This is a genomic window from Dyadobacter sp. Leaf189, assembly GCF_001424405.1.
GTDB lineage: Bacteria > Bacteroidota > Bacteroidia > Cytophagales > Spirosomataceae > Dyadobacter.
Genome location: NZ_LMPS01000001.1, coordinates 837,784 through 857,225, shown reverse-complemented (window position 1 = coordinate 857,225; position 19,442 = coordinate 837,784). Strand labels below are relative to the sequence as shown.

General features: G+C 45.4%; 18 protein-coding genes. 4 read left to right on the top strand and 14 right to left on the bottom strand.

Annotation, left to right across the window (positions count from 1 at the left end; all coding sequences use genetic code 11):
• Positions 1-42 precede the first annotated feature (42 nt).
• Entirely contained in the window at positions 43-1,125 is a 1,083-nt protein-coding gene (rhaT, locus tag ASG33_RS03760) for an L-rhamnose/proton symporter RhaT (protein WP_056280490.1), read from the bottom strand.
• Positions 1,126-1,166: 41 nt separating this feature from the next.
• A complete protein-coding gene (locus tag ASG33_RS03755) occupies positions 1,167-3,410 on the bottom strand; it encodes a T9SS type A sorting domain-containing protein (RefSeq protein WP_056283221.1) in 2,244 nt (747 codons plus the stop codon).
• Between the two features lie 118 nt (positions 3,411-3,528).
• On the opposite strand from ASG33_RS03755, the gene murF reads away from it, so the two are divergent.
• The 3 genes from murF to ASG33_RS03740 all read left to right on the top strand — a co-directional run bounded on the left by murF (position 3,529) and on the right by ASG33_RS03740 (position 6,314).
• The gene (gene murF / locus ASG33_RS03750; protein WP_056280487.1) at positions 3,529-4,833 is read left to right on the top strand and encodes a UDP-N-acetylmuramoyl-tripeptide--D-alanyl-D-alanine ligase; all 1,305 of its coding nucleotides are present in this window, start codon (positions 3,529-3,531) and stop codon (positions 4,831-4,833) included.
• A gap of 216 nt (positions 4,834-5,049) precedes the next feature.
• Positions 5,050-5,601 carry a peroxiredoxin gene (locus ASG33_RS03745; protein WP_056280482.1) on the top strand — a complete coding sequence of 184 codons (552 nt, stop codon included), beginning with the start codon at positions 5,050-5,052 and terminating at the stop codon, positions 5,599-5,601.
• Positions 5,602-5,723: 122 nt separating this feature from the next.
• Positions 5,724-6,314, top strand: coding sequence for a carboxymuconolactone decarboxylase family protein (locus ASG33_RS03740; RefSeq protein ID WP_056280480.1), 591 nt, complete (start codon positions 5,724-5,726; stop codon positions 6,312-6,314).
• Positions 6,315-6,481: 167 nt separating this feature from the next.
• On the opposite strand, the gene ASG33_RS03735 is transcribed toward ASG33_RS03740, so the two are convergent.
• The 8 genes from ASG33_RS03735 to ASG33_RS03700 all read right to left on the bottom strand — a co-directional run bounded on the left by ASG33_RS03735 (position 6,482) and on the right by ASG33_RS03700 (position 13,101).
• Positions 6,482-7,240, bottom strand: a complete 759-nt coding sequence (locus tag ASG33_RS03735) for a carboxypeptidase regulatory-like domain-containing protein (RefSeq protein ID WP_157474557.1) — start codon at positions 7,238-7,240, stop codon at positions 6,482-6,484.
• Positions 7,241-7,247: 7 nt separating this feature from the next.
• Positions 7,248-8,072 carry a hypothetical protein gene (locus ASG33_RS03730; RefSeq protein WP_056280475.1) on the bottom strand — a complete coding sequence of 275 codons (825 nt, stop codon included), beginning with the start codon at positions 8,070-8,072 and terminating at the stop codon, positions 7,248-7,250.
• A gap of 51 nt (positions 8,073-8,123) precedes the next feature.
• On the bottom strand, positions 8,124-8,603 hold the full coding sequence (locus ASG33_RS03725) for a hypothetical protein (protein ID WP_056280471.1): 480 nt from the start codon (positions 8,601-8,603) through the stop codon (positions 8,124-8,126).
• Entirely contained in the window at positions 8,590-8,913 is a 324-nt protein-coding gene (locus tag ASG33_RS03720; RefSeq protein ID WP_056280468.1) for a hypothetical protein, read from the bottom strand. The genes ASG33_RS03725 and ASG33_RS03720 overlap by 14 nt, the downstream gene beginning before the upstream one ends.
• Positions 8,894-9,658, bottom strand: coding sequence for a hypothetical protein (locus tag ASG33_RS03715; protein ID WP_056280466.1), 765 nt, complete (start codon positions 9,656-9,658; stop codon positions 8,894-8,896). Before ASG33_RS03715 ends, ASG33_RS03720 begins: the two co-directional genes overlap by 20 nt.
• Before the next feature lie 4 nt (positions 9,659-9,662).
• A complete protein-coding gene (locus ASG33_RS03710) occupies positions 9,663-11,129 on the bottom strand; it encodes a PKD domain-containing protein (protein WP_056280463.1) in 1,467 nt (488 codons plus the stop codon).
• Positions 11,130-11,275: 146 nt separating this feature from the next.
• Entirely contained in the window at positions 11,276-11,998 is a 723-nt protein-coding gene (locus tag ASG33_RS03705; protein WP_056280460.1) for a LytTR family DNA-binding domain-containing protein, read from the bottom strand.
• 5 nt (positions 11,999-12,003) lie between these two features.
• Positions 12,004-13,101 (bottom strand): sensor histidine kinase, encoded by a 1,098-nt coding sequence (locus ASG33_RS03700; RefSeq protein WP_056280456.1) that lies wholly within the window; start codon positions 13,099-13,101, stop codon positions 12,004-12,006.
• 1,022 nt (positions 13,102-14,123) lie between these two features.
• Between ASG33_RS03700 and ahcY the strand changes: the two genes are divergently transcribed.
• Positions 14,124-15,440: an adenosylhomocysteinase gene (gene ahcY, locus ASG33_RS03690; RefSeq protein ID WP_056280451.1), complete on the top strand. Its 1,317-nt coding sequence runs from the start codon at positions 14,124-14,126 to the stop codon at positions 15,438-15,440.
• Between the two features lie 99 nt (positions 15,441-15,539).
• Here ahcY and ASG33_RS03685 read toward each other — a convergent pair whose 3' ends face one another.
• The 4 genes from ASG33_RS03685 to ASG33_RS03670 form a co-directional block, all read right to left on the bottom strand.
• A complete protein-coding gene (locus ASG33_RS03685) occupies positions 15,540-15,773 on the bottom strand; it encodes a hypothetical protein (RefSeq protein WP_056280448.1) in 234 nt (77 codons plus the stop codon).
• 449 nt (positions 15,774-16,222) lie between these two features.
• Entirely contained in the window at positions 16,223-17,638 is a 1,416-nt protein-coding gene (locus ASG33_RS03680) for an RES family NAD+ phosphorylase (protein ID WP_162242721.1), read from the bottom strand.
• 39 nt (positions 17,639-17,677) lie between these two features.
• The gene (locus tag ASG33_RS03675) at positions 17,678-18,766 is read right to left on the bottom strand and encodes a type I restriction endonuclease (RefSeq protein WP_056280442.1); all 1,089 of its coding nucleotides are present in this window, start codon (positions 18,764-18,766) and stop codon (positions 17,678-17,680) included.
• Positions 18,767-18,849: 83 nt separating this feature from the next.
• Positions 18,850-19,359 (bottom strand): hypothetical protein, encoded by a 510-nt coding sequence (locus ASG33_RS03670; RefSeq protein ID WP_056280439.1) that lies wholly within the window; start codon positions 19,357-19,359, stop codon positions 18,850-18,852.
• Between the last annotated feature and the right edge of the window lie 83 nt (positions 19,360-19,442).

The window sequence follows — 19,442 nt, the reverse complement described above, 5'->3', positions numbered from 1 at the left end:
CTTTTATTTAAATATTTCTCCGATTTGGTCAATATTTGAAAACTATTCCCGTAAGTAGTTACCATAACCTACCACAAGTACCGAAAGCACTATGACAAGAATACCGGTGATTACCGTCGTAATGGTTTTCTTGCTCACGCCTTTCCATTCGTTCAGGATAAGGCCCCAGGTGTTGGCAATGAGGATAATGAACGCCATGTGCAGGATCCACGAACTCGGTCCGTTGCCCAGCTTGCTCTCTCCCATTCCGTAGAAAAAGAACTGCATAAACCAGGTGGTACCGGCCAGCGCTGAGAAAATGTAGTTTCTAACCAGCGGCGTAGCTGAATTGGTATAGTCGCCGAAAGTCCTGTTGCGTGCATTCAGAAACATACACCAGATAAAGTTGGTCGTAAGCCCGCCCCAGAGAATGATGATGTAAGTGACATTATTTTGAAACAAAAACTCTCCCTGACCTGGATTAGCCGCTTTCCAGATGTTGTTTGCTTCTTCCGCCATGATCTTGCCCGCATCGATCCCGAATGCAAAACACGCACTCAATACGCCTGAAATAATGGAAACTGTCAACCCAAGACCGATCTTGAACTCTGATTTATCGTCAGGTACGTAGCCGCTTCTTGTAAGGTCTTTGTCTTTCATGCTGCCGGCTTTCCCGCAGATGACGATGCCGATTATGGAAATCAGCAGGCCAAGCAAAACCATTTGTCCCCAGGTATTGGTAAAGAGGTCTGAAATGCTGTCTTTCCCGGGTTTTGGTTCAAACTGATAATAAATGGACGGAATCAATGCACCAAAAACGGAAGTAAGTCCCAGGATAATGGAGCTGCCGAGTGACACGCCGAGGTAGCGTACGCCTAAGCCGTAGGTTAACCCCCCGATCCCCCAGAGCAACCCAAAGATGTAGGTGATCAGCAGGGTACCACTGTCTGTATGTGCAATGATTTCTGAAAAGCCCGGAATGGTCAGGTAAGCGGCAAGAGGCGGAACGATAAGCCAGGAGAACAATCCGCCGACGATCCAATAGGATTCCCAGGCCCAGCCTTTGACTTGTTTGTAAGGAATATAGAAACTGCCGGAAGCAAAACCACCGATAAAGTGGAAGATAACGCCAAGAAGAGCTTGCATGAGTTTAGGATTTTATCATGTAAGAGCCGCCTGGCGGGTATCTACTCTACAATCACCTTTTTTACAAACCGCCTGCTGCCGCCTTTCCATTCCACCAGATACAAGCCCGAAGGCCAGCTCGCAGTAGAAATTGTCCGCTCCGCATGGGCATTGACGCGCTGGTTTTGCAGGATCTTTTTCCCTCCTGCGGTGATGATATCGAAGGTACCGGTTTCTGTGGATGCTATTTTTAAAAAGTCGGCTGCGGGGTTCGGAAAAACCCGGATAGGACTGATCTCAGGCTCTGTGCCTGTAATTTCAACGGGTAAAACATTGGTGAGCAAACGTACGCCCCCTGCATTGTTCCCGATCGCGAGATCAGGTTTGCGGTCGCCGTTGAGGTCGGCAGCGGCAATGGACAGGTAATTTCCGAAGTTAGGTGCGCCGGGCTTTCCGCTCACTGCTACCAGCTGGCTTTCGCGCGCTGTCCATTTACCAAATTCGGCACCGTGGAAAATGCGGAGGTTACCTGTATGGTCCGCGGTTGCAAGGTCGGGCAGACCGTCGAGATCGAAATCGGCAACTGCCAACTGGGGTGACCGGCCTGCGAAGCTGATGCCGACACCAGCCAGCGCATCGGTTTCGAGCCTGAATGTAAACTGCTTGTTACTACCCGTATTGCTGTAATGGTAAATATTTCCCTGGCCTCGCCCCACGAGCAGGTCAAGGTCGCCGTCCCCATCGGTATCGTAGAAATGCGGTGAATCGCTGCTGATCAATTCAGCTGGCAATGCAATAGTTACTGCTTCGGCCACATTCAGCTGGGCCGGTGCGCCAGCCGCCGCTTTGTTAGGAATGTACCGGTATTCGAGTTTCAGATTGCTGAGCGAAACGCCTGAGAAACCCAGATCTGCGACACCGTCCCCATTGAAATCAGCCCATTGAGGTTTCAGGTTAAAAAGTCCGAGCGAAGCTGGCAGGCCGAGGTAATTTTCAGAAGTTACTTCAAAGCTCGGCGCTGCTGCGGTGCCTTTGTTGGTAAGCAGCCAGAACCCACCCCTGAAACCATTGCTCCGGGCTGTTCCGCCTGTTCCTATAAGCATATCAAGGTCACCGTCTCCGTCGATGTCGAAGAATGCGGGTACTGCATTTTCACCCACATCCAGCATCTGATTTTGCAGAAAATTCTTTTGAACCAACCGAAAATCGGGTTTCGATGCTGTACCTGCATTGTGATAAAACCAGCCCGATGATTTGAAATCGGTTAAATTCAGATCATTGGAAGGCAGGCTGGGCGCGATCAGCAGGTCGGGTACTCCGTCAAAATCCACGTCTTCATAAAATGCAGCCGGAAATATGTGCAGCAGCACCGGGTCTTTTGTGGGATAAACGTTGGAGTAAGTTGTAAAATCGGCGATGATGCCCGCAGCCGAGTTGGTAAGCAGCGAGATGTGCTCGTTACTTACGTGACCCACGAGCAAATCCTTCTTCCCGTCGCCATTGAGATCATGCAGAAGTATGGAATTGCCTGCATGCATTTCGCGGCCGCCCGGATTGGTAACCACACCACAGTCCACATCAAACTCAAATCCTTCCCCGTCGCCTTTGCGGAAATTCCCCCAGCAATCTCCATTACGCTGGAAAATGGGACTTCCTGCATTGCCAAGACTATCCGGCACGCCGAACTTCTCGACGCTGAGGTTTTGGTGTAGTTCGATATAAGTACCTGAAAAGTCAAATGTGAGCAGATCCAGGTCTCCGTCACCATCGATATCAGTAATACCCGGAATATCTGTGCCGGAAACCTGCAAATTGATATTTCCTGAAAAACCTTTGGTGTAGATCACAGGCTGCATCAGCTTCCACGTCCACGAACCGGCGGTTTTCACCTGTTGGTAAACGCTTATCCCGAGTGAGGTACTTGCAAAAAGATCTTTGTTCCCGTCACCATTGTAATCGGCCAGTATCATCCAGTTATCAGCCTGCGGAAAGCGTGTTTCGTAGTAGGGTGCGTGTATAAAGGCTTTTTTAGAGGGATTAGTGGGATCAGTCCCGGCTACGAACGTGGTGACCTTGCTATTGGTGCGATCAAATACGACAAGATCTTCCTCAGCATCGTTGTTCAAATGCATTTTCAGGAATTGCGAAGCATTCAGTCCGCCTGCCCAGGGATTAAGCATTTTGGCGCCGCCGGAAGTTACACTGGTAGCCGTATCCATTTTGAACCAAACCTGCTGCGAAAACGCTGTGCCCGTTGTCAGAAAAGAAAAGATCAGAAGAGATAAGGAGGTATAAATGGTTCGCATCGTTGAGGAATAATCTATTAGTTTTGCAGGTGTCTGAGGACACCGCGCCGGCCTGAGTTTCTGCTCTTCAAACCTAACGAAATAAGGCCTGATAACTTTATAACGAACACCTATTTCCATGTTTACATCCACCGAAACCCTTTATCAGCACTTTAAAAAAGGCGCTTCCATTTGTACAGACACCCGCAGGATCACGAATGGTTGTATATTCTTCGCTTTGAAGGGGGATAAATTTGACGGTAACCAATACGCGGCCGAGGCACTGCAAAAAGGCGCTGCATTCGCGGTTGTAGATGATGAAGCTGTGGCGGCCGACGCACGTTTTCTATTGGTTGAAGATGTACTCGCTGCCTTGCAGGACCTGGCGCGGCACCATCGCAAAACGTTCGCATTCCCGGTTATAGCGCTTACCGGCTCTAATGGAAAAACGACAACAAAGGAGCTGATCGCGAAAGTGTTATCGATGAAGTTCAACACTTATGCGACTGTGGGCAACCTCAACAATCACATTGGTGTGCCGCTCACGATACTTTCCATTGACCCGGTAAAACAGGAAATGGCGGTAATCGAAATGGGCGCGAATCACCAGGAAGAAATCGCACTACTCTGCTCCATCGCGCTGCCAACCCACGGGTTGATCACCAACATCGGCAAAGCGCACCTGGAAGGTTTCGGCGGGCCGGAGGGTGTAAAAAAAGGGAAAGGCGAGCTGTTCGATTTTCTTTCCAAAAAGAAGGGTACTGTTTTCGTAAATTCGACTATTGACGTGATTATGGAAATGGTAAGCAAACGCCGCGCATTCGGCGAGATCGTTTTTTACTGCTCCGAAAACAGCCCGGTCAATCCGAAGCTCGTTTCCGAGAACCCGGTGGTCGTTTTCCAGTCGGGGGGCAAAACGGTGACGACGCATTTACCCGGCAGCTACAACTTCGATAATATCTGCGCAGCACTGGCGGTTGGGAAGCACTTCGGTGTAGCTGATGCGGATGCGCTTGAAGCAGTTGCTACTTACCAGCCTGACAACAATCGCTCTCAGTTTGTCAGGAAAGGCTCAAATACGGTGATTATGGACGCTTATAATGCAAACCCATCTTCGATGTCTGCCGCCATCGCCAACTTCGCCAGACTGGATGCGCCACGTAAAATGCTGATCCTGGGAGATATGTTTGAGCTGGGCGAAGCCGCGCCGGAAGAGCACCTTGCACTTGGCAGGCAGATTGCGGCGGAAAAGTTTGATATCGTGATCCTTGCAGGCGCATTAATGCAGCACGCATTGCCCGCATTGCCCAAAGCTTACTACTTCCCTGATAAGTTTTCGCTGCATAACTGGGTGATGGACAACCCGCAGGAAAATACATATATTCTTATTAAAGGATCAAGGGGAATGTCGCTTGAAACAGTCCTGAACCTGCTGCCCGGATAACCGTCACATTAAAGTAAATATTGGCATAATCCTATTGTGTACATCAATAGAGTTATCGATAATATTTATAACATTGGTTTTTGTATAAACAAAACTAAATTCATTTGTTTAAAACAACTCTTTCCTGCCATAGTACCAGGTTCAATCTTGCCTAAGGATACGCACGGTTATAAATTTGTAACACTAAAAAATACAAATTATCAACTCCGACCAATCATGGCAAATAGAATTTTATCAGTAGGATCTCAATTCCCTGAATTCAAGAAAACATCAGTAGTATCTCTGGAAAAAGGAAACGAATTCTATGATATTACCTCAGAAGATCACAAAAATGCTGACAAATGGATGGTGATGTTCTGGTGGCCAAAAGACTTCACTTTTGTATGTCCAACAGAGATCGCTGAGTTCGGCAAGCACGTGGGTGACTTTGCTGACCGCGACACTATCCTGATCGGTGCTTCTACTGACAGCGAGTACGTTCACCTTGCATGGAGAAAAAACCATGACGATCTTCGCGACCTGCAATTCCCGATGCTGGCTGATACTTCTAAATCATTGGCAGAAGAGTTGGGTATCCTGGAAGAAAACGAGAAAATCGCTTACCGCGTAACTTATATCGTTGACCCACAAGGAATTATTCGTTGGGTAAGCGTAAATGACCTTTCAGTTGGCCGTAACGTAAGCGAAGTAATCCGCGTTTTGGATGCACTTCAAACTGACGAGCTTTGCCCTTGCAACTGGAAAAAAGGCGAGGCGACTCTTGCTTAATTTAAGTTTATGAGTTTAAAGTTCATGAGTTTATGAGTTGTCGTAAAGTGTACTCATAAACTCGTAAACTCTAAACTCATAGACTCATAGACTCATAAACCTCTTCACTCAAACTTCCCTACATGTACCCATTTGCAGCAACAGGAAATACGAAGGATTCCCTGTATAAAGAAGTTAACCTGCCCGCAGATTTTGAAAGTGTACTGATCAACAAGCTGGCAGCACTGGATCACCGCTATTTGAAGGACCTGAAAGTAAATGTGAGCAATGTATTGAAATCAAATACATTGAACCGCAAAGAGGCACTTTTGATCGCGCTATCGGTAGCTGTGAACGAAAAGAACACCGCATTGATCTCTGCGCTTGAAGAGCTTTTGAAAACAGAAGGTGCTGAGGAAAAGGAGATTGCAGAAGTTACTGCCTGTGTTTCCCTGATGAATGCAAACAATGTGTTTTATCGTTTCAGACACTTCATGCACAAGGAATTTTATGATAATGCACCGGCAGGTATCAAAATGAGCATTATGGTAAATCCTTTACTTGGCAAAGAGTTTTTTGAGTTGCTGAGTCTGGTTGTATCGGCGCTGAATGGTTGTGAAATGTGCGTTACATCTCACGAGCAATCGGTACTGAACCACGGCGGCACACAGGCGCGTATATTCGACGCAGTGAGAGTAGGCGCCATTTTCAAAAGTTTTTCAGTGCTAATTTAGTTTTAAGCTCCGTCGACTGAAGTCGACGGTAATAGAATTTAAATTAAAGAGGGCCTTCGGCCCTAAAAAGATCCATTGCCCCGGGCTTCAGCCCGGGGTTTCTTTTAAAATGAATTTTGAATCAATATTTGAATTGATTTTGAAATCAATCTCTGACTATTGAGTTATTATTCTTTGTAACTAATAATCGAAATGTTCTTTCCCCAGATGTTTTCGGGTTCGAAATCGATGGTCAGTTCATCTTCATATGCATCTTCTGAAAAGTGCTTTCTGAGTTTCAGCGGCATTTTCCCTGCTTCTCCATTGTAGTAAGCCGTCATCCTATATCTTCCCAAAGGCACATCTACCAGGCGCCCGTATTCTTTTGAGAAAGGCGCGCCGTGTTTCAGTTTCAGTGACTTTCCCTTTGAACCATCGATCAGGTTTCCGACCGGGGTTAAGGTGAATTCAATGTTTTCAGAATCGTATATTTCGCTGTTCACTGATTTGTTTACTTCAATGGACGCGCCATAATATCCTTCGCCTTCCGGTCGCCGGCCTGTCAGTTTCCAGGTGAAATTCCGGACGGCGCCATCAATACTGAATTCTTCGTACACGTCAGGATCAAGATCAAGCTCATATATCTCGCCGTTATACTCCTTCTTGATCTGAGCAGAAGCCATGAATGTACCGACCTTGGGCAGCTGGATTTTGTAGTTGCCGTTTTCATCAGACCTGCCCAGTGCGTACGAATTATACAACATTGTGTTATCTACCACAATCTCCACACCTTTCAGCAGGCTGCCGTCGGTGCCGGTGACTTTCCCGACCGCATATCCTTTCTCGGACTGAACACCGTCGGGAGAAGGATTATTGTCAGTTTTACAGGCATTGAAAAGCAGGATCATACCCGCCAGACAATGCAACCAAATCAGTTGTTTTCGCATAGCAGCTCTATTTTTCAATTTTCTGCAACTCCGTTTTGGTCACATCCGAACCCGAAAATTCTTCTGACTTTACAATCCCAACACCCGGCGCAGTCCAAAGGCGGACTGTATAAATGACGCCCGATTCCTCAGGAGGGAATGCGTCGGAAGTGAGCTTGGTTTCAAGATCGTAGGTATACTCCCATTTGGTACAATTGAATGTTCCTGCGGGCGTAGTAACCGATTCCTCTTTCACTGCCTTGCCTTCGTGATAGGTTACCACGCATTCAATCTCTGCCGACACAGGATCGCCGTCTTCAATAGGGATTTCGAGTTCCATATATTGTCGCACAGGCGCGCTGCTGAATGTTACCTTGCTGCCTACCGTTCCTTTATTCTCGAAAATCTGGCGCTGTGGCAGGCCGCTCATTTCCGTGCTTTTAATTATCGCAAAACTTCCGATGTATTCAGTAATCGCATTCAAGCCGGCGGCCTGGGAAATTTCGTTCGTGGTTAACCCATCTTTACTGAAAGCGCGGTATTTAAGAACCAGTTTGCCGGCTTCCTCATACTGGATCGCATTTTCGATATCATACACAGGCACACCCGCCGAATCACGCTCGGCAAGCACCCGCGTAACAGCACTTGATTCTGTGTTGTCGCTTTCGAGAATCTTGTAGAGGTACCGCTGGTTTTTAGCCGGAATAATGGCTTTTTCGTCTTTACTGATTACATCCGGCACAACATCCGGGCCGTTTTCCTTGCAGGCGCCGAGCGAAAAGCTGGCAAAAAGTACTGCCAGCAGCGCTTTTCTGCCTGGGAGATTTGTAAATGAAAGAAGTTGGTTTTTCATGGCTATTAGAGTTTAAAAATGATCCACTGAAAAGGCTATACGTCGACCCGATTAATTTGACTTAAAGGCCAGCTGTATGACAAGCAGCGCGAAGCCGGTAAGAGAGAGGTATCCTCTGATCAAGATGAACTTTAACCATTCGGACCTTGCATTGGAATAGCCTCTTTCTGTGTTTAAAAGGTTGCTGTTGATCAGGTCGTTGACGGGCTCGCTGAACCGGAGTATGAAAACCATATCGGCCACCAGCAGGAGAAATGCAAGCAGGATCAGCCCATAAGACCAGAAACCTGCCGATTTATCTGTCAAAACAACCCACAGCAGCATCACCGCCAGGGCAGACAGGTAGAGCACTTTGAACTTGCTCCTGACCACCGGGTCAACCACTTTGCGCAGCTCAATAAAATGCTCGGCGGGGATCTGGTATAGTGCTTTTCCAAATCCAAAATGGTAGAATGCACCCTGGGCTGCGATGAAGAAATACAATGCAAAACCTGCCAGGCGCACGATGGATATTACTTCAATTGATTTCATAAAGTTTGGGCAGAGATTGGGCGAGTGAGTCTTTTTCGAGTGCTTCTTTCAATGCATTGTTCAGGTATCTTCTCACCGAAAGCTTTTTGATATCGAGCTCTTTATTCTCTTTTCTTTCAGATACCAGATAGTTGCTCGCGGCGTAAAAGCGGACGGTGGTTATCCGGCTGGCAGGGTCTGTTTCGGTTACCCAAAATCCCTTTTCGGGTACCGGCTGGCGCCACGATCTGGTTTGCGGCGGAATACCGTAGGACAGGCTAATTACCGCCAACAAAGCGGCAGCGAGTACATTAATTTTGATGCTTTCCATGGCTGGCTAATGTTTTGATCATAAGCTGACGCAGCAGATAACCCGGGTCAATTTTGTTTTTGGATTGGACAGAATTGCTTTTCACCAGCAGGCGAATGGCGGCCAGGTGCGAGCAAATGACCAATGGGATAACAACAGCAGGTAAAAACACGAATGGAAACTGGAACAGCGCAATGTTAGGCTGTTCGAACGTGGGGTTTTCAGGGATAAAGGCCGCAGAAAATACAAACTTCAAGGCAACACTTATCGCCAGACCAAGCCCGAGCAGGTTCCAGCAAACCATCAGCTGCCACCGGATTTTTTCTTTTAAAACACCGAAATAGTAGATCGCAGGTGCAGTCAGCCCGGCAACCATATCCAGATTACCGCCCTGGAGTGTGATTTCAGCAGGTACCACCCGACAAATAAAGAGCCAGTACATGACCACTTCCGTCGGAGCGCGAACGACGTGGATTACCGTCAGCAGATGCAAATCCATGCGGTCGAGCAGTGATTTCCCGGACCTGGCTAGAAAAAGCCAGGCCATCAGGATCACAGGCGGGACCACCATAATGAGAAGCGTCGGGAATGCAGTACCGGTAATATGATAGAATCCCGAGGCTGAAATACAGATCTGCAATGCAATCCAGGTAAGAAGCAGTATCCCGAATCTGGTACCGCTTCCTGCTGCCTGGAAAAATGTGAACACAGTGAGGAATGCAATCAGCCCGAAGATCAGGCTGATGCAGGGAGTCAGGTTGTCCATCAGGCTACTCTTTGAACAATTTCCCTTCTACATTGTCCGCAAAAGTATTTGCAGTTTCAATGTCTTCATTTACAACAGCCTGATAGTTAATAAACACACCGTACCCACCGCTTCCTGTAATTTGAGAATTCCGGATTTCGAGTCTTGCATTACCTCCGTAAACAGCGATGTTGGTTTTCTTGCCAGATACAAGTGCAGTGCTGCCTCCACCTGAAATATCCACGTAATCCATTACATTTTTGCCGCTTGTCGAGAAGCAGATCAGTCCCCGCCAGTAGGCACGGGCATTCTCCGCCGGCTTGATCACGATCTTGTTGGTTTTCGTGCCCACCGCATTAAAGTAACCGTCATCAATAGATAATCTAGCTCCGCGGCCCATTTCAATCGTTACGCCCGGCATCAGTTTCCAGTTGGCGTCGGAGCCCATCCCTTCCAGGATGCGATACGGCGTTTTATCCTTGAAACCGGCCCATACTACTTCGGAGGTGACATTCTTTTTCAGCGTAGAAGCGAAGATCTCCACCACGTTCCGGCCATTTCCATTGGTAAAACTTGAATTGTAATCCAGACTGCTCACAATGTCGGCACCGACGTACACGGGCGCTTCCAAGTTGTTTTTGAATGTATTTTTCTCAAAACCTGTAATCGTTACCCCTTCATCCACATACAAACCATATCCTCCGTTATCTTCAAAAAGCGAGTTTTTGATTGACAAATTAGCTTTGTAAGTACCAATTACCGCCAGTCCCGCTTTGATCGTAGAGATAATCGGTCTTCCTCCTGCGTGCAGGATCTGGATATGTTCCATTTCGTTGGCGCTGCTGGCCGACCTGAAAATCACGCCTGACCAGTATCCTTTACTCGCTTCTTTACCGATTAACCGAATGGGTTTCGTGGAATCACCTTTTGCGATCAGGATACCGCCATTATAGTTGACTTCCAGCCTGGTATCTCTTGCAAATGCAATTACTACGCCCGGCTTCAATGTAAGTTCTGCATTTACCTGGGTGTTGTTGTTGACGATATAGTCGGGTATGTTCGGATTATCGATGCGGTTTTCGAGAACGGTTTTAGTCCTGATGTCCCTTTCCAGTTCAATGGGCTGGATAATGGTTGCTGTTACCAAAACTTTGTCGGTATTCTCGCCGCTTTCATTGAAGATCGTCATATCCACTTCGTAATCACCCGGAAGATCTGGCGTGAATGTAGCTTTACCCTGCGAGGGTGTTGCGAGGGTCACAGTACTTCCAGCCGGCTTTTTGGTAACATTCCAGCGGAACTGGAAAGGCTTGTTGTCGCTGTCCGTAGACCCGGTACCATCGATGGTCACCTGCTCCCCTACTTTCACATTCTGGTCGGCGCCTGCGCGTGCAGTCAGCTGTGACGGTTTCACTTCTTCATCTTCTTTGCAACCTGATACAAGCAGCCCCAGAGAGAGCACTGCCAGAAGGATTCTTTTACTTTTTAACATGGCTAAATGGCTTTTTACTTAAAAAATGAGAGTGCCAATGCAAATGGCGCTGCAATTTTAAGTTGAAAACCCGAGGAGAAATAAGGCGGGGAAGTTACTGTCGATCAACAACATTTTTTATCGACAAACGCCACTGATAACAGATTTTAAAAGATCAGTTTGAATTTTTTCTGGCAATCATTTCTGAAATTTCGGCCGATGGGGAGTTCTTTTCCATCGATCTCGATCTTGTGGGAATGGTAGCTTTCTACTTTTTCAACCGAGACGATGAATGAGCGGTGAATGCGGATGAAGCTATCTTCGGGAAGCAGCTCTTCCAGCAGGCTGATCTTTTGTTTTGTAATCAGCACTTTGTCTTTTAATACCACCTTGATGTAATCGCGGAGACTTTCGATCCAGTAAATGTCATTTACGTTCACCTTCACCATTTTACGGTCTACTTTGAGGTAGAGGAAAATGTCTTTGTTGGCTGTTAGATTCTGCTGAGCAATGGAAACGGATTGGTTGCTGATATTCAATCCTGTAAAAACCTTGTCGATCGCACGCAGGAAACGTTCAAATGGGATTGGTTTGAGAAGGTAATCAACTGCATTGAGATCAAAACCTTCCACAGCATAATCCTGGTAGGCAGTTGTAAAAATGACTTTGGGAGGGTTTTTGAGGCTTCGCAGTAAATCTGTGCCTTTTAGCCCGGGCATTTTCACATCCAAAAACATCAGATCTACCTTTTGCTGCTGCAATACCTGAAAAGCCTGGATCGCGTCCTGGCAGCGGGCAACCACTTCTATTTCCCCGAAATTGCCCAGGTAATTGTCCAGTACCTCAATGGCGTGGGGCTCGTCATCGACCAGCATGGCGGTAATTTTCATGTCAATCAGATTTCCAGTCGTTTGTCCAGTTCTATCTCCAAAATTACCGCAAACACATCATCCTCTTCCAGTATCCGGAGCTGGTGCGCCGAAGGATAAAGGATATCGAGCCGCTTGCGCACATTTGCCAGTCCGATGCTCACATGATGTTTCCGCACTTCTTTTACGGTCGTTTCGGGCTTGCTATTGGCTATTTTGAATTTAAGGTTATTGTTTTTAATGCGCAGATCTATGTTGATCCAGGCTTGTCCGACCTGCTCACTGGCTCCGTGTTTAAATGCATTTTCAACCAGCGGCAAAAGCAGCAGCGGCGCTATTTTAAAACCTGGCGACAGTCCGTTTATACTGAAATTGATATCCAGCCGCTCTTCATACCGGATCTTTTCGAGCTCGATATAGCTTTCAACAATGCGGATATCCCTTTCCAGCTCCACTATATCTGTGTTTGCTTCGTAGAGCATGTAACGCAAAATTTCAGCCAGTCCCATTACCACCGCCGGGGATTGCGGCGACTGGGTCAATGTCAGTGCGTAAAGGTTGTTGAGGGTATTAAACAGAAAATGAGGGTGTAACTGCCCTTTCAAAAAGTTAAGCTCTGCCTCAATGGCCGCTTGCCTTCTTTCAAACCACATTTTGAAAAATTTAATGGACAAGGCTATCCAGACGAAAATATTCGTTTGCTCAAATGCATTGATCAGGTATACCGGCCGCGAAAGCTGCTCGCGGAAACTGCCCTGCAATTTCACCCAGACAAATGTCGGGTCCGTCTTTCGCACCGCCGCGTAAACGATCGGATCGGCAACCAGTATTTCGAGAAACCTGAATACAAGCGTGGAAAGAATAATGCATAAAATCAGATAGATCACAAACTCCACATATCGCTTTCTATTGAAAAACCTCGGGATCAAAAAGTAGGCAATGCAATAGAAATAGAGCATGTGGATTGGCATAAACATAGCCACCACGCCCAGAGCAAGCCCGTAGCCGGGCATACCCGCGCCATAGATAACCGTTAATATGATCAGGATGGTTATCCAGAATAATACATGAAGCAGGGTTCTTCTTCTGGCCGGATCGGAAAGTATCGGGACATTTGCACGCATGGACAAATATAGCTATTTCAAAAGCCAAAGATTTGTGCAGCAAAGCTGGTAGACAGATGTACGGAATTTGTCGACGAACAGCATTATCGAACTATTCCATGTCTACGGTTATGATCATTGTCTTCAAATTCAAATAAGTATGGATTACTTCTCGAATACCTCAGATAGATTGTATCGCCGCTGCTTAGCTCGTGATTGAAGTTGATCCTTCCCACGAAAGACTTCCCATTGGCTACATAGGTAAAATTTCGAGAATAATGCCAATTCCCTCTGTAGTATCTGCTAGAAATTCCAGTAGCTATTCCATACGTTCTAACACTTCCTTGTTGTATAACCCTTGATTTAAGAAAGTTAAATATCAGATAGTTGGCATATATCACAACTCCTACAAATAAGAGCCTTCCAACAAAAAATCCTATTATACCAATTGCCATTTGAGATACTAGCCGATCAAAGCTCTGATACAAAACCAGGCTAGTGATCACTATCATCAAGAATGAAAAAAACGTTAGAGAACTATTTTCTCCTAAACTTCCGTAAACGGCAAAAAACGAAAATACAATAACAATGCCCCCTAGAATAGCTCTGTAGATAACCATTTCTTCAATAATTGAGCTTTTAACATACAAAGGAGGTGCTCAATTACTTAGAATTTTCTATCAATGGTTATACAGTCGGAGTAAAGATCTTAATCCTATTTAAAAGTCACGCCCCCTGTTCTGTGTTTTCTTATTTAACATAAAAATGGCTTATAAAAATACAAGGAGCCACTTATCAGGAGGAACGACAGGTTAACTCGGATACAGGCTAACAGGGCAACTTTTTTGTGTTCAAGACAAAATATCTGCCATTCATGGAGATACAGGGCAGTGAGAGTGCCAAAGTGCGCGTAAGCAGCGACTGAAAAGATAAAATATCTGATTTACAATCACAAATCACAATTTGTATCTACATTTCTTCCCCTCCGTGGTTTTTCTACTTAGTTTTGTATTATAATCAAGATATAACTAAACTGTAAAATAATGGCAACGTCAACCGACACGTACATTCCTTACAAGGTAAAAGACATATCCCTGGCTGAGTGGGGACGCAAAGAAATTACATTGGCAGAAGCTGAAATGCCAGGTTTGATGGCTATCCGTGAAGAATACGGTCCTTCACAGCCTTTGGCAGGTGCACGCGTGGCGGGCTGTCTGCACATGACGATCCAGACTGCGGTTTTGATCGAGACACTTACAGCTTTGGGTGCAGAAGTTACCTGGTCTTCATGTAACATTTTCTCTACGCAGGACCACGCAGCAGCGGCAATCGCAGCAGCAGGTATCCCGGTTTACGCGTGGAAAGGAATGAACGAAGAAGAATTCAACTGGTGCATCGAGCAAACGTTGTTCTTCGGCGAAGATCGTAAGCCTTTGAACATGATCCTGGACGACGGTGGCGACTTGACCAATATGGTTTTCGACGAATATCCTGAGCTGATCGCTGGTATTAAAGGACTTTCAGAAGAAACTACAACAGGTGTACTTCGTTTGTACGACCGCCTGAAAAACGGAACGCTTCATTTGCCTGCAATCAATGTAAATGACTCAGTTACGAAATCTAAATTCGACAACAAATACGGTTGCCGCGAATCATTGGTGGATTCAATCCGTCGCGCAACTGACTTGATGCTTGCTGGTAAAGTCGCAGTTGTAGCTGGTTACGGTGATGTAGGTAAAGGCTCTGCGGAGTCACTTCGTGGCGCAGGCTGCCGTGTATTGGTTACTGAAATCGACCCTATCTGTGCGCTTCAAGCTGCAATGGACGGTTTTGAAGTAGTAACAATGGACGAAGCTGCAACGCGTGCGAACATTTTCGTTACTGCAACCGGAAACTACAAGATCATCACAGATCGTCACTTCCTTGCAATGCGTGACAAAGCCGTAGTTTGTAACATTGGTCACTTCGATAATGAAATCGATATGGCTTGGTTGAACAGCTCTTACGGTAATACAAAATCTCAGATCAAACCACAGGTTGATATCTATTCTGTTGAAGGAAAAGACATTATCATCCTTGCGGAAGGCCGTTTGGTTAACCTGGGTTGCGCAATGGGACACCCTTCATTTGTAATGTCCTGCTCATTCTCTAACCAGACTTTGGCTCAGATCGAACTTTGGACCAACACAGCTGCTTACGAGAAAAAAGTATACGTACTTCCAAAAGCACTGGACGAAAAAGTAGCTGCATTCCACCTTGCCCACGTAGGCGCGAAGCTGGAAAGGCTTTCAGACGAACAAGCTGCTTACATCGGCGTTTCTCTGGAAGGCCCATACAAAGCAGAGACTTACAGATATTAATATCAATTAAGGTTCAGTTAAAAGCCCTCGCTGCATTTGTAGCGGGGGCTTTTGTGTTGTGTATTAATGGGAATTGTTCTACTCTCCTCCTCTTTAAAGTTACAATCGGCAACGTATCCCCCGCAGCAGATCCAGGAAAATCTCTCCCCGATCTAAAACATCACGCGTCACTCTTGGGCCAGGATTCCAATCTTCGCCCGGGTAGATATAACGCAGCATCATATCCGTAAAAAGATGCTCCATTTCAGCCAGATCGTACTCGGCGGCAACGAAATTCTCGATTAATTCCTCGGATGTGAAACGAGGTTTGATGGTTTTTTCGATGTTAGACATTGTGTATGTATACCGGTTTGCGTGGTGCGGGCCAGTTAACGGTGCCGCGCTTTCCGTTGCTCAACCCAGTCTAACGGGCAATGGCGCCTTACGTCCATTACGGTAGCCACGACACCGTTAATAGGTATACGTAGTTCCGTAAGGCGACCTCCTGACCTCCACAAGAAGAGGCCAATTACCATATGTCAGACTGAAATTGAGCGTGGCAAACGTAAGATGATTGTTTGAAGAAATCAAAAGGAATTTTCGAATGGTAGCGGAAAATTTGGGGAGAGGATGTGGAAATGTGGGTCGACAAAGGCGCTTCAAGATTCCGCTATCAATGTTATCGAAAATAAATTTTCAAATCATGCGACCAAACTGCGGAACCGGCGTCAAAAGGGGTAAGGGAAAGAATTTCCAAAATAGTGTGTGTGATGCACAACGGCTCGGGCCGGTTAGCAAGGGCGCTATTTTGGTTGTCTCAAGTCAAACAGCGGATAATAACTACCTTGACTTTGCGTGACTTTATAGCTAATCTCTACTACTTGTTCGGCGACTATACTGTCCAAATCTAATGAAAGAGTAACTAAACGATTCTCGAAAATGTCATTTTGAACGAGGTGTTTGCTGTAAACATTTGACATTTCAAAGTTCTCTTGGTCAGAGTTCTTAAATTCATTAATGACAAAATCCGGACTTCCATCTTCCGGGTTTTGTAATCTTGCTTCTATCCTATTTATTGTCCTATTGAATTTTTGTACACGAGATGCCTTATGAAAAAGAACGATGTTCTGCTTTAGCTTGGCGGCTTGAATGGAAGGATATATGATGCCATCAATTCTGTATCCATCATAATACGCCAAATAATCTGCCATTGCTTGGGTCAAAATATATTCACGGTTTTCATCACCTGGCATCACACCTACTGACATCGCTTGCGAGAGATGTCGAATACAATAAGCACGCCATTTCTTTTCTTCAAAATCAGGATGAAAGTAGCTCTCTTTGACATAAACGTCGGCGAGTGCTTCAAGGTCTAATAGCTTTAGTGGGCGAAGTATTCGAAAACTAGCGATAGCTACCATGCTGCCAATTGGCGGCCTTACTTCGGCCCTGGCTACAATTGGGTCATTTGAACCATAAAAGACAGAGATGCCGAATGGATTCATGCGTCCAGCTGTTGCAATTTCTGATGGTGGAGGCCCGAGATTTTTTTCAGGATTTGCCATTGCCTCTTCAAGCAGTTTCCCTGTCTTGAAAACACGTGCTCGAAATAGAGAGGAAATTAAACTTTCAGGTCCTGCTTCAACAATAATCGGTTTGCCGTGTTTCGTCTGGTGCTCTGAAAGCCCCTCAAAGATCCTGTTCAGGAAATCAGCTGCACGGGAGTTAAAATGCCGCCCCTGCGTTTCTATTGCGTGTTGTACAAGTATCAAATCAAGATCCCACTCGTGCTCATGTGATGATTTTTCCTTATAGTAGCAGTCTTCATTCAAGGAGGTATCGTCGGCCTCCGACAAATAGGAATACTGTTGAGACAATATTTCTTGAATATCACAGGCGATTTGGCTGTTAACTCCGGCTATTTCTTCGACTAAGACTGTGAAAGAATCACCGTCAGGCTCAAAGATGTAATCTCTGTCTGGATCATTTTGGGTAGCTTCCTGGTATCTATCAGGAGTGTTAGAAACCAGCTCGAAATGTCTTTCGAAAACATGCTCTATAATCGCCGATAACTTAGACATCTTAATCGCACTTTCTCTTCTTCCACAATAGAAACATGTGTTTTTTTCGCCTTCACCTAGAACTCTGTACGCCAAATCATGATTCTCAATACACTTGTGGCAAATCATATCATCTTCGGAGGCATTTTTACTACTCATACTCATTTGAAAGGATTTCTTCTTGACAATTCAATCGATTTACTTTTGATTTTTAGGATCTAAATAGATCTCAATGGTTTTATCCAAATCCTTTCCAAAATTGTAAATCTCATCAATTGTCAAAATTTCCATTTTAGTCTCCTTTTTCTCTGAATCAAAAAGACCAATGTACTTTTTAGTAGGACTATTAAGATAAAGCCTGCAAAGTGGTTTGCGGTTGTTATCATCTAGAAAGATTGCGAAGTAAGATAAGGCATCCCGATGTGTAATTCTGGCCGAGCTTACTTTCTGTCTCAGCAGAGACCTAACAATGTAAAAGCCTTCCATTTCTTCCTGAGTTGTATTGACTTCTTTATCCTGACTGCTGGTGCTAGCTGTTAAAGTACCTGGTGCAGGCTCCTCCTGAATTGGAGCATCGTTTTTAGCTATTGCAGATTTCAGACGATCATTGATAGTATCGTTGATAATATTGGTGATTGTCCGTTTTACTAAGGACCGGAATGCTTCTAAAACCTTTGCCGTGACTACCCCAGAATACACCTGTTTTGCGAAGTATTTGACGAAGTCGTCATTTGGCTCCAAGAACTCCTGGTTAACTAAATGCCTGATCTCATTAATATATTTCAGCTCACTGGCGGACTGATAAATGTTCTCAACGTCGAAATATGCCTTGTGAAATTCTTTAAGTTGCTCGATCTGGCCGTCTTTAATTTCCTCTATGTTAAATTCCAAGAATGGCTTTTCATCCATTTTGTTGGGCTCAACTAAGTCGGTGTAAAATCTAAAAATGAGACCGTTGGTCAAAATGCTGAACTTAGCTTTTGATACATGGAAGTACCGGAGCAATTGACCGTCGTGTACATCAAGCTTTTGCTTCCAATGCTTACACTCAACTAATATAATCGGTGAGCCATCGCGAAAGATCGCGTAATCAATCTTCTCGCCCTTCTTGATACCGATGTCGCAAATAAATTCTGGTACTACTTCGAGCGGGTTAAATACATCGTAGCCGAGTATTTGGAGGAAAGGCATTATGAACGCATTCTTTGTCGCTTCTTCTGTGTGAATGTTGTCTTTAAGCTTTGTAACACGGTCACTAAATTGCTTGATTTGATCTTTGAAGTCCATGATTTTAAAAGGAGTTATTACTTATATAATTGAAAACTGGTGTTAGTTACTGGCTTTGGTGTAAGATCTAATTAGATGCCGATTCACTCAACTCCATCGACAATCTCATCAATCAACATCTTTTCAAAATTGCCGGTTGACTGGCCATTAAGTGGAAGCACAGCTTTCTCGATTCTGATTGAATGAAGATTTACACTCAAAATGGTGGTATTATCGCCAATCGCCTTTACCCTCATATTCCAGATAGCAGATGCCTGGTACCTGGCTACTGAACTTGGAAATTCACTGCTTATCCTCTCGACAGCAATGTAGGCAGCCGGGTTGGTGAGGTTACCTTTCGTGTCTTCATAAGACAGTAACCCTGCGAAGGACGCAACATCAGCGATGATCAACCCGCTACTACGATCAATCATTTTGACCGACACGCCAGTTTCGGCTATCAAATCAATAACACTTTCCCAGACCTGCTCAAATGGCTTTTCTATTTTGGATTTAATGGATCCTTGCTGGTACTTTCCACGCAACGGAACGATGCTGGGCGCGCAACTTTGAAGAACAAGAAGAATGCAAAAAGAGAGTAAATATTTATACATGATAGAGGTTGGAGTAATTAAGTAATACTACAACTTCCGGTGCCGGTGACAAAATTAACTTATTAAACGGCGCTACCCGCAAA

Coding starts and splice junctions, on each gene's coding strand:
- rhaT (WP_056280490.1), bottom strand. CDS start 1,125: ATGCAAGCTCTTCTTGGCGTTATCTTCCACTTTATCGGTGGTTTTGCT.
- ASG33_RS03755 (WP_056283221.1), bottom strand. CDS start 3,410: ATGCGAACCATTTATACCTCCTTATCTCTTCTGATCTTTTCTTTTCTG.
- murF (WP_056280487.1), top strand. CDS start 3,529: ATGTTTACATCCACCGAAACCCTTTATCAGCACTTTAAAAAAGGCGCT.
- ASG33_RS03745 (WP_056280482.1), top strand. CDS start 5,050: ATGGCAAATAGAATTTTATCAGTAGGATCTCAATTCCCTGAATTCAAG.
- ASG33_RS03740 (WP_056280480.1), top strand. CDS start 5,724: ATGTACCCATTTGCAGCAACAGGAAATACGAAGGATTCCCTGTATAAA.
- ASG33_RS03735 (WP_157474557.1), bottom strand. CDS start 7,240: ATGCGAAAACAACTGATTTGGTTGCATTGTCTGGCGGGTATGATCCTG.
- ASG33_RS03730 (WP_056280475.1), bottom strand. CDS start 8,072: ATGAAAAACCAACTTCTTTCATTTACAAATCTCCCAGGCAGAAAAGCG.
- ASG33_RS03725 (WP_056280471.1), bottom strand. CDS start 8,603: ATGAAATCAATTGAAGTAATATCCATCGTGCGCCTGGCAGGTTTTGCA.
- ASG33_RS03720 (WP_056280468.1), bottom strand. CDS start 8,913: ATGGAAAGCATCAAAATTAATGTACTCGCTGCCGCTTTGTTGGCGGTA.
- ASG33_RS03715 (WP_056280466.1), bottom strand. CDS start 9,658: ATGGACAACCTGACTCCCTGCATCAGCCTGATCTTCGGGCTGATTGCA.
- ASG33_RS03710 (WP_056280463.1), bottom strand. CDS start 11,129: ATGTTAAAAAGTAAAAGAATCCTTCTGGCAGTGCTCTCTCTGGGGCTG.
- ASG33_RS03705 (WP_056280460.1), bottom strand. CDS start 11,998: ATGAAAATTACCGCCATGCTGGTCGATGACGAGCCCCACGCCATTGAG.
- ASG33_RS03700 (WP_056280456.1), bottom strand. CDS start 13,101: ATGCGTGCAAATGTCCCGATACTTTCCGATCCGGCCAGAAGAAGAACC.
- ahcY (WP_056280451.1), top strand. CDS start 14,124: ATGGCAACGTCAACCGACACGTACATTCCTTACAAGGTAAAAGACATA.
- ASG33_RS03685 (WP_056280448.1), bottom strand. CDS start 15,773: ATGTCTAACATCGAAAAAACCATCAAACCTCGTTTCACATCCGAGGAA.
- ASG33_RS03680 (WP_162242721.1), bottom strand. CDS start 17,638: ATGAGTAGTAAAAATGCCTCCGAAGATGATATGATTTGCCACAAGTGT.
- ASG33_RS03675 (WP_056280442.1), bottom strand. CDS start 18,766: ATGGACTTCAAAGATCAAATCAAGCAATTTAGTGACCGTGTTACAAAG.
- ASG33_RS03670 (WP_056280439.1), bottom strand. CDS start 19,359: ATGTATAAATATTTACTCTCTTTTTGCATTCTTCTTGTTCTTCAAAGT.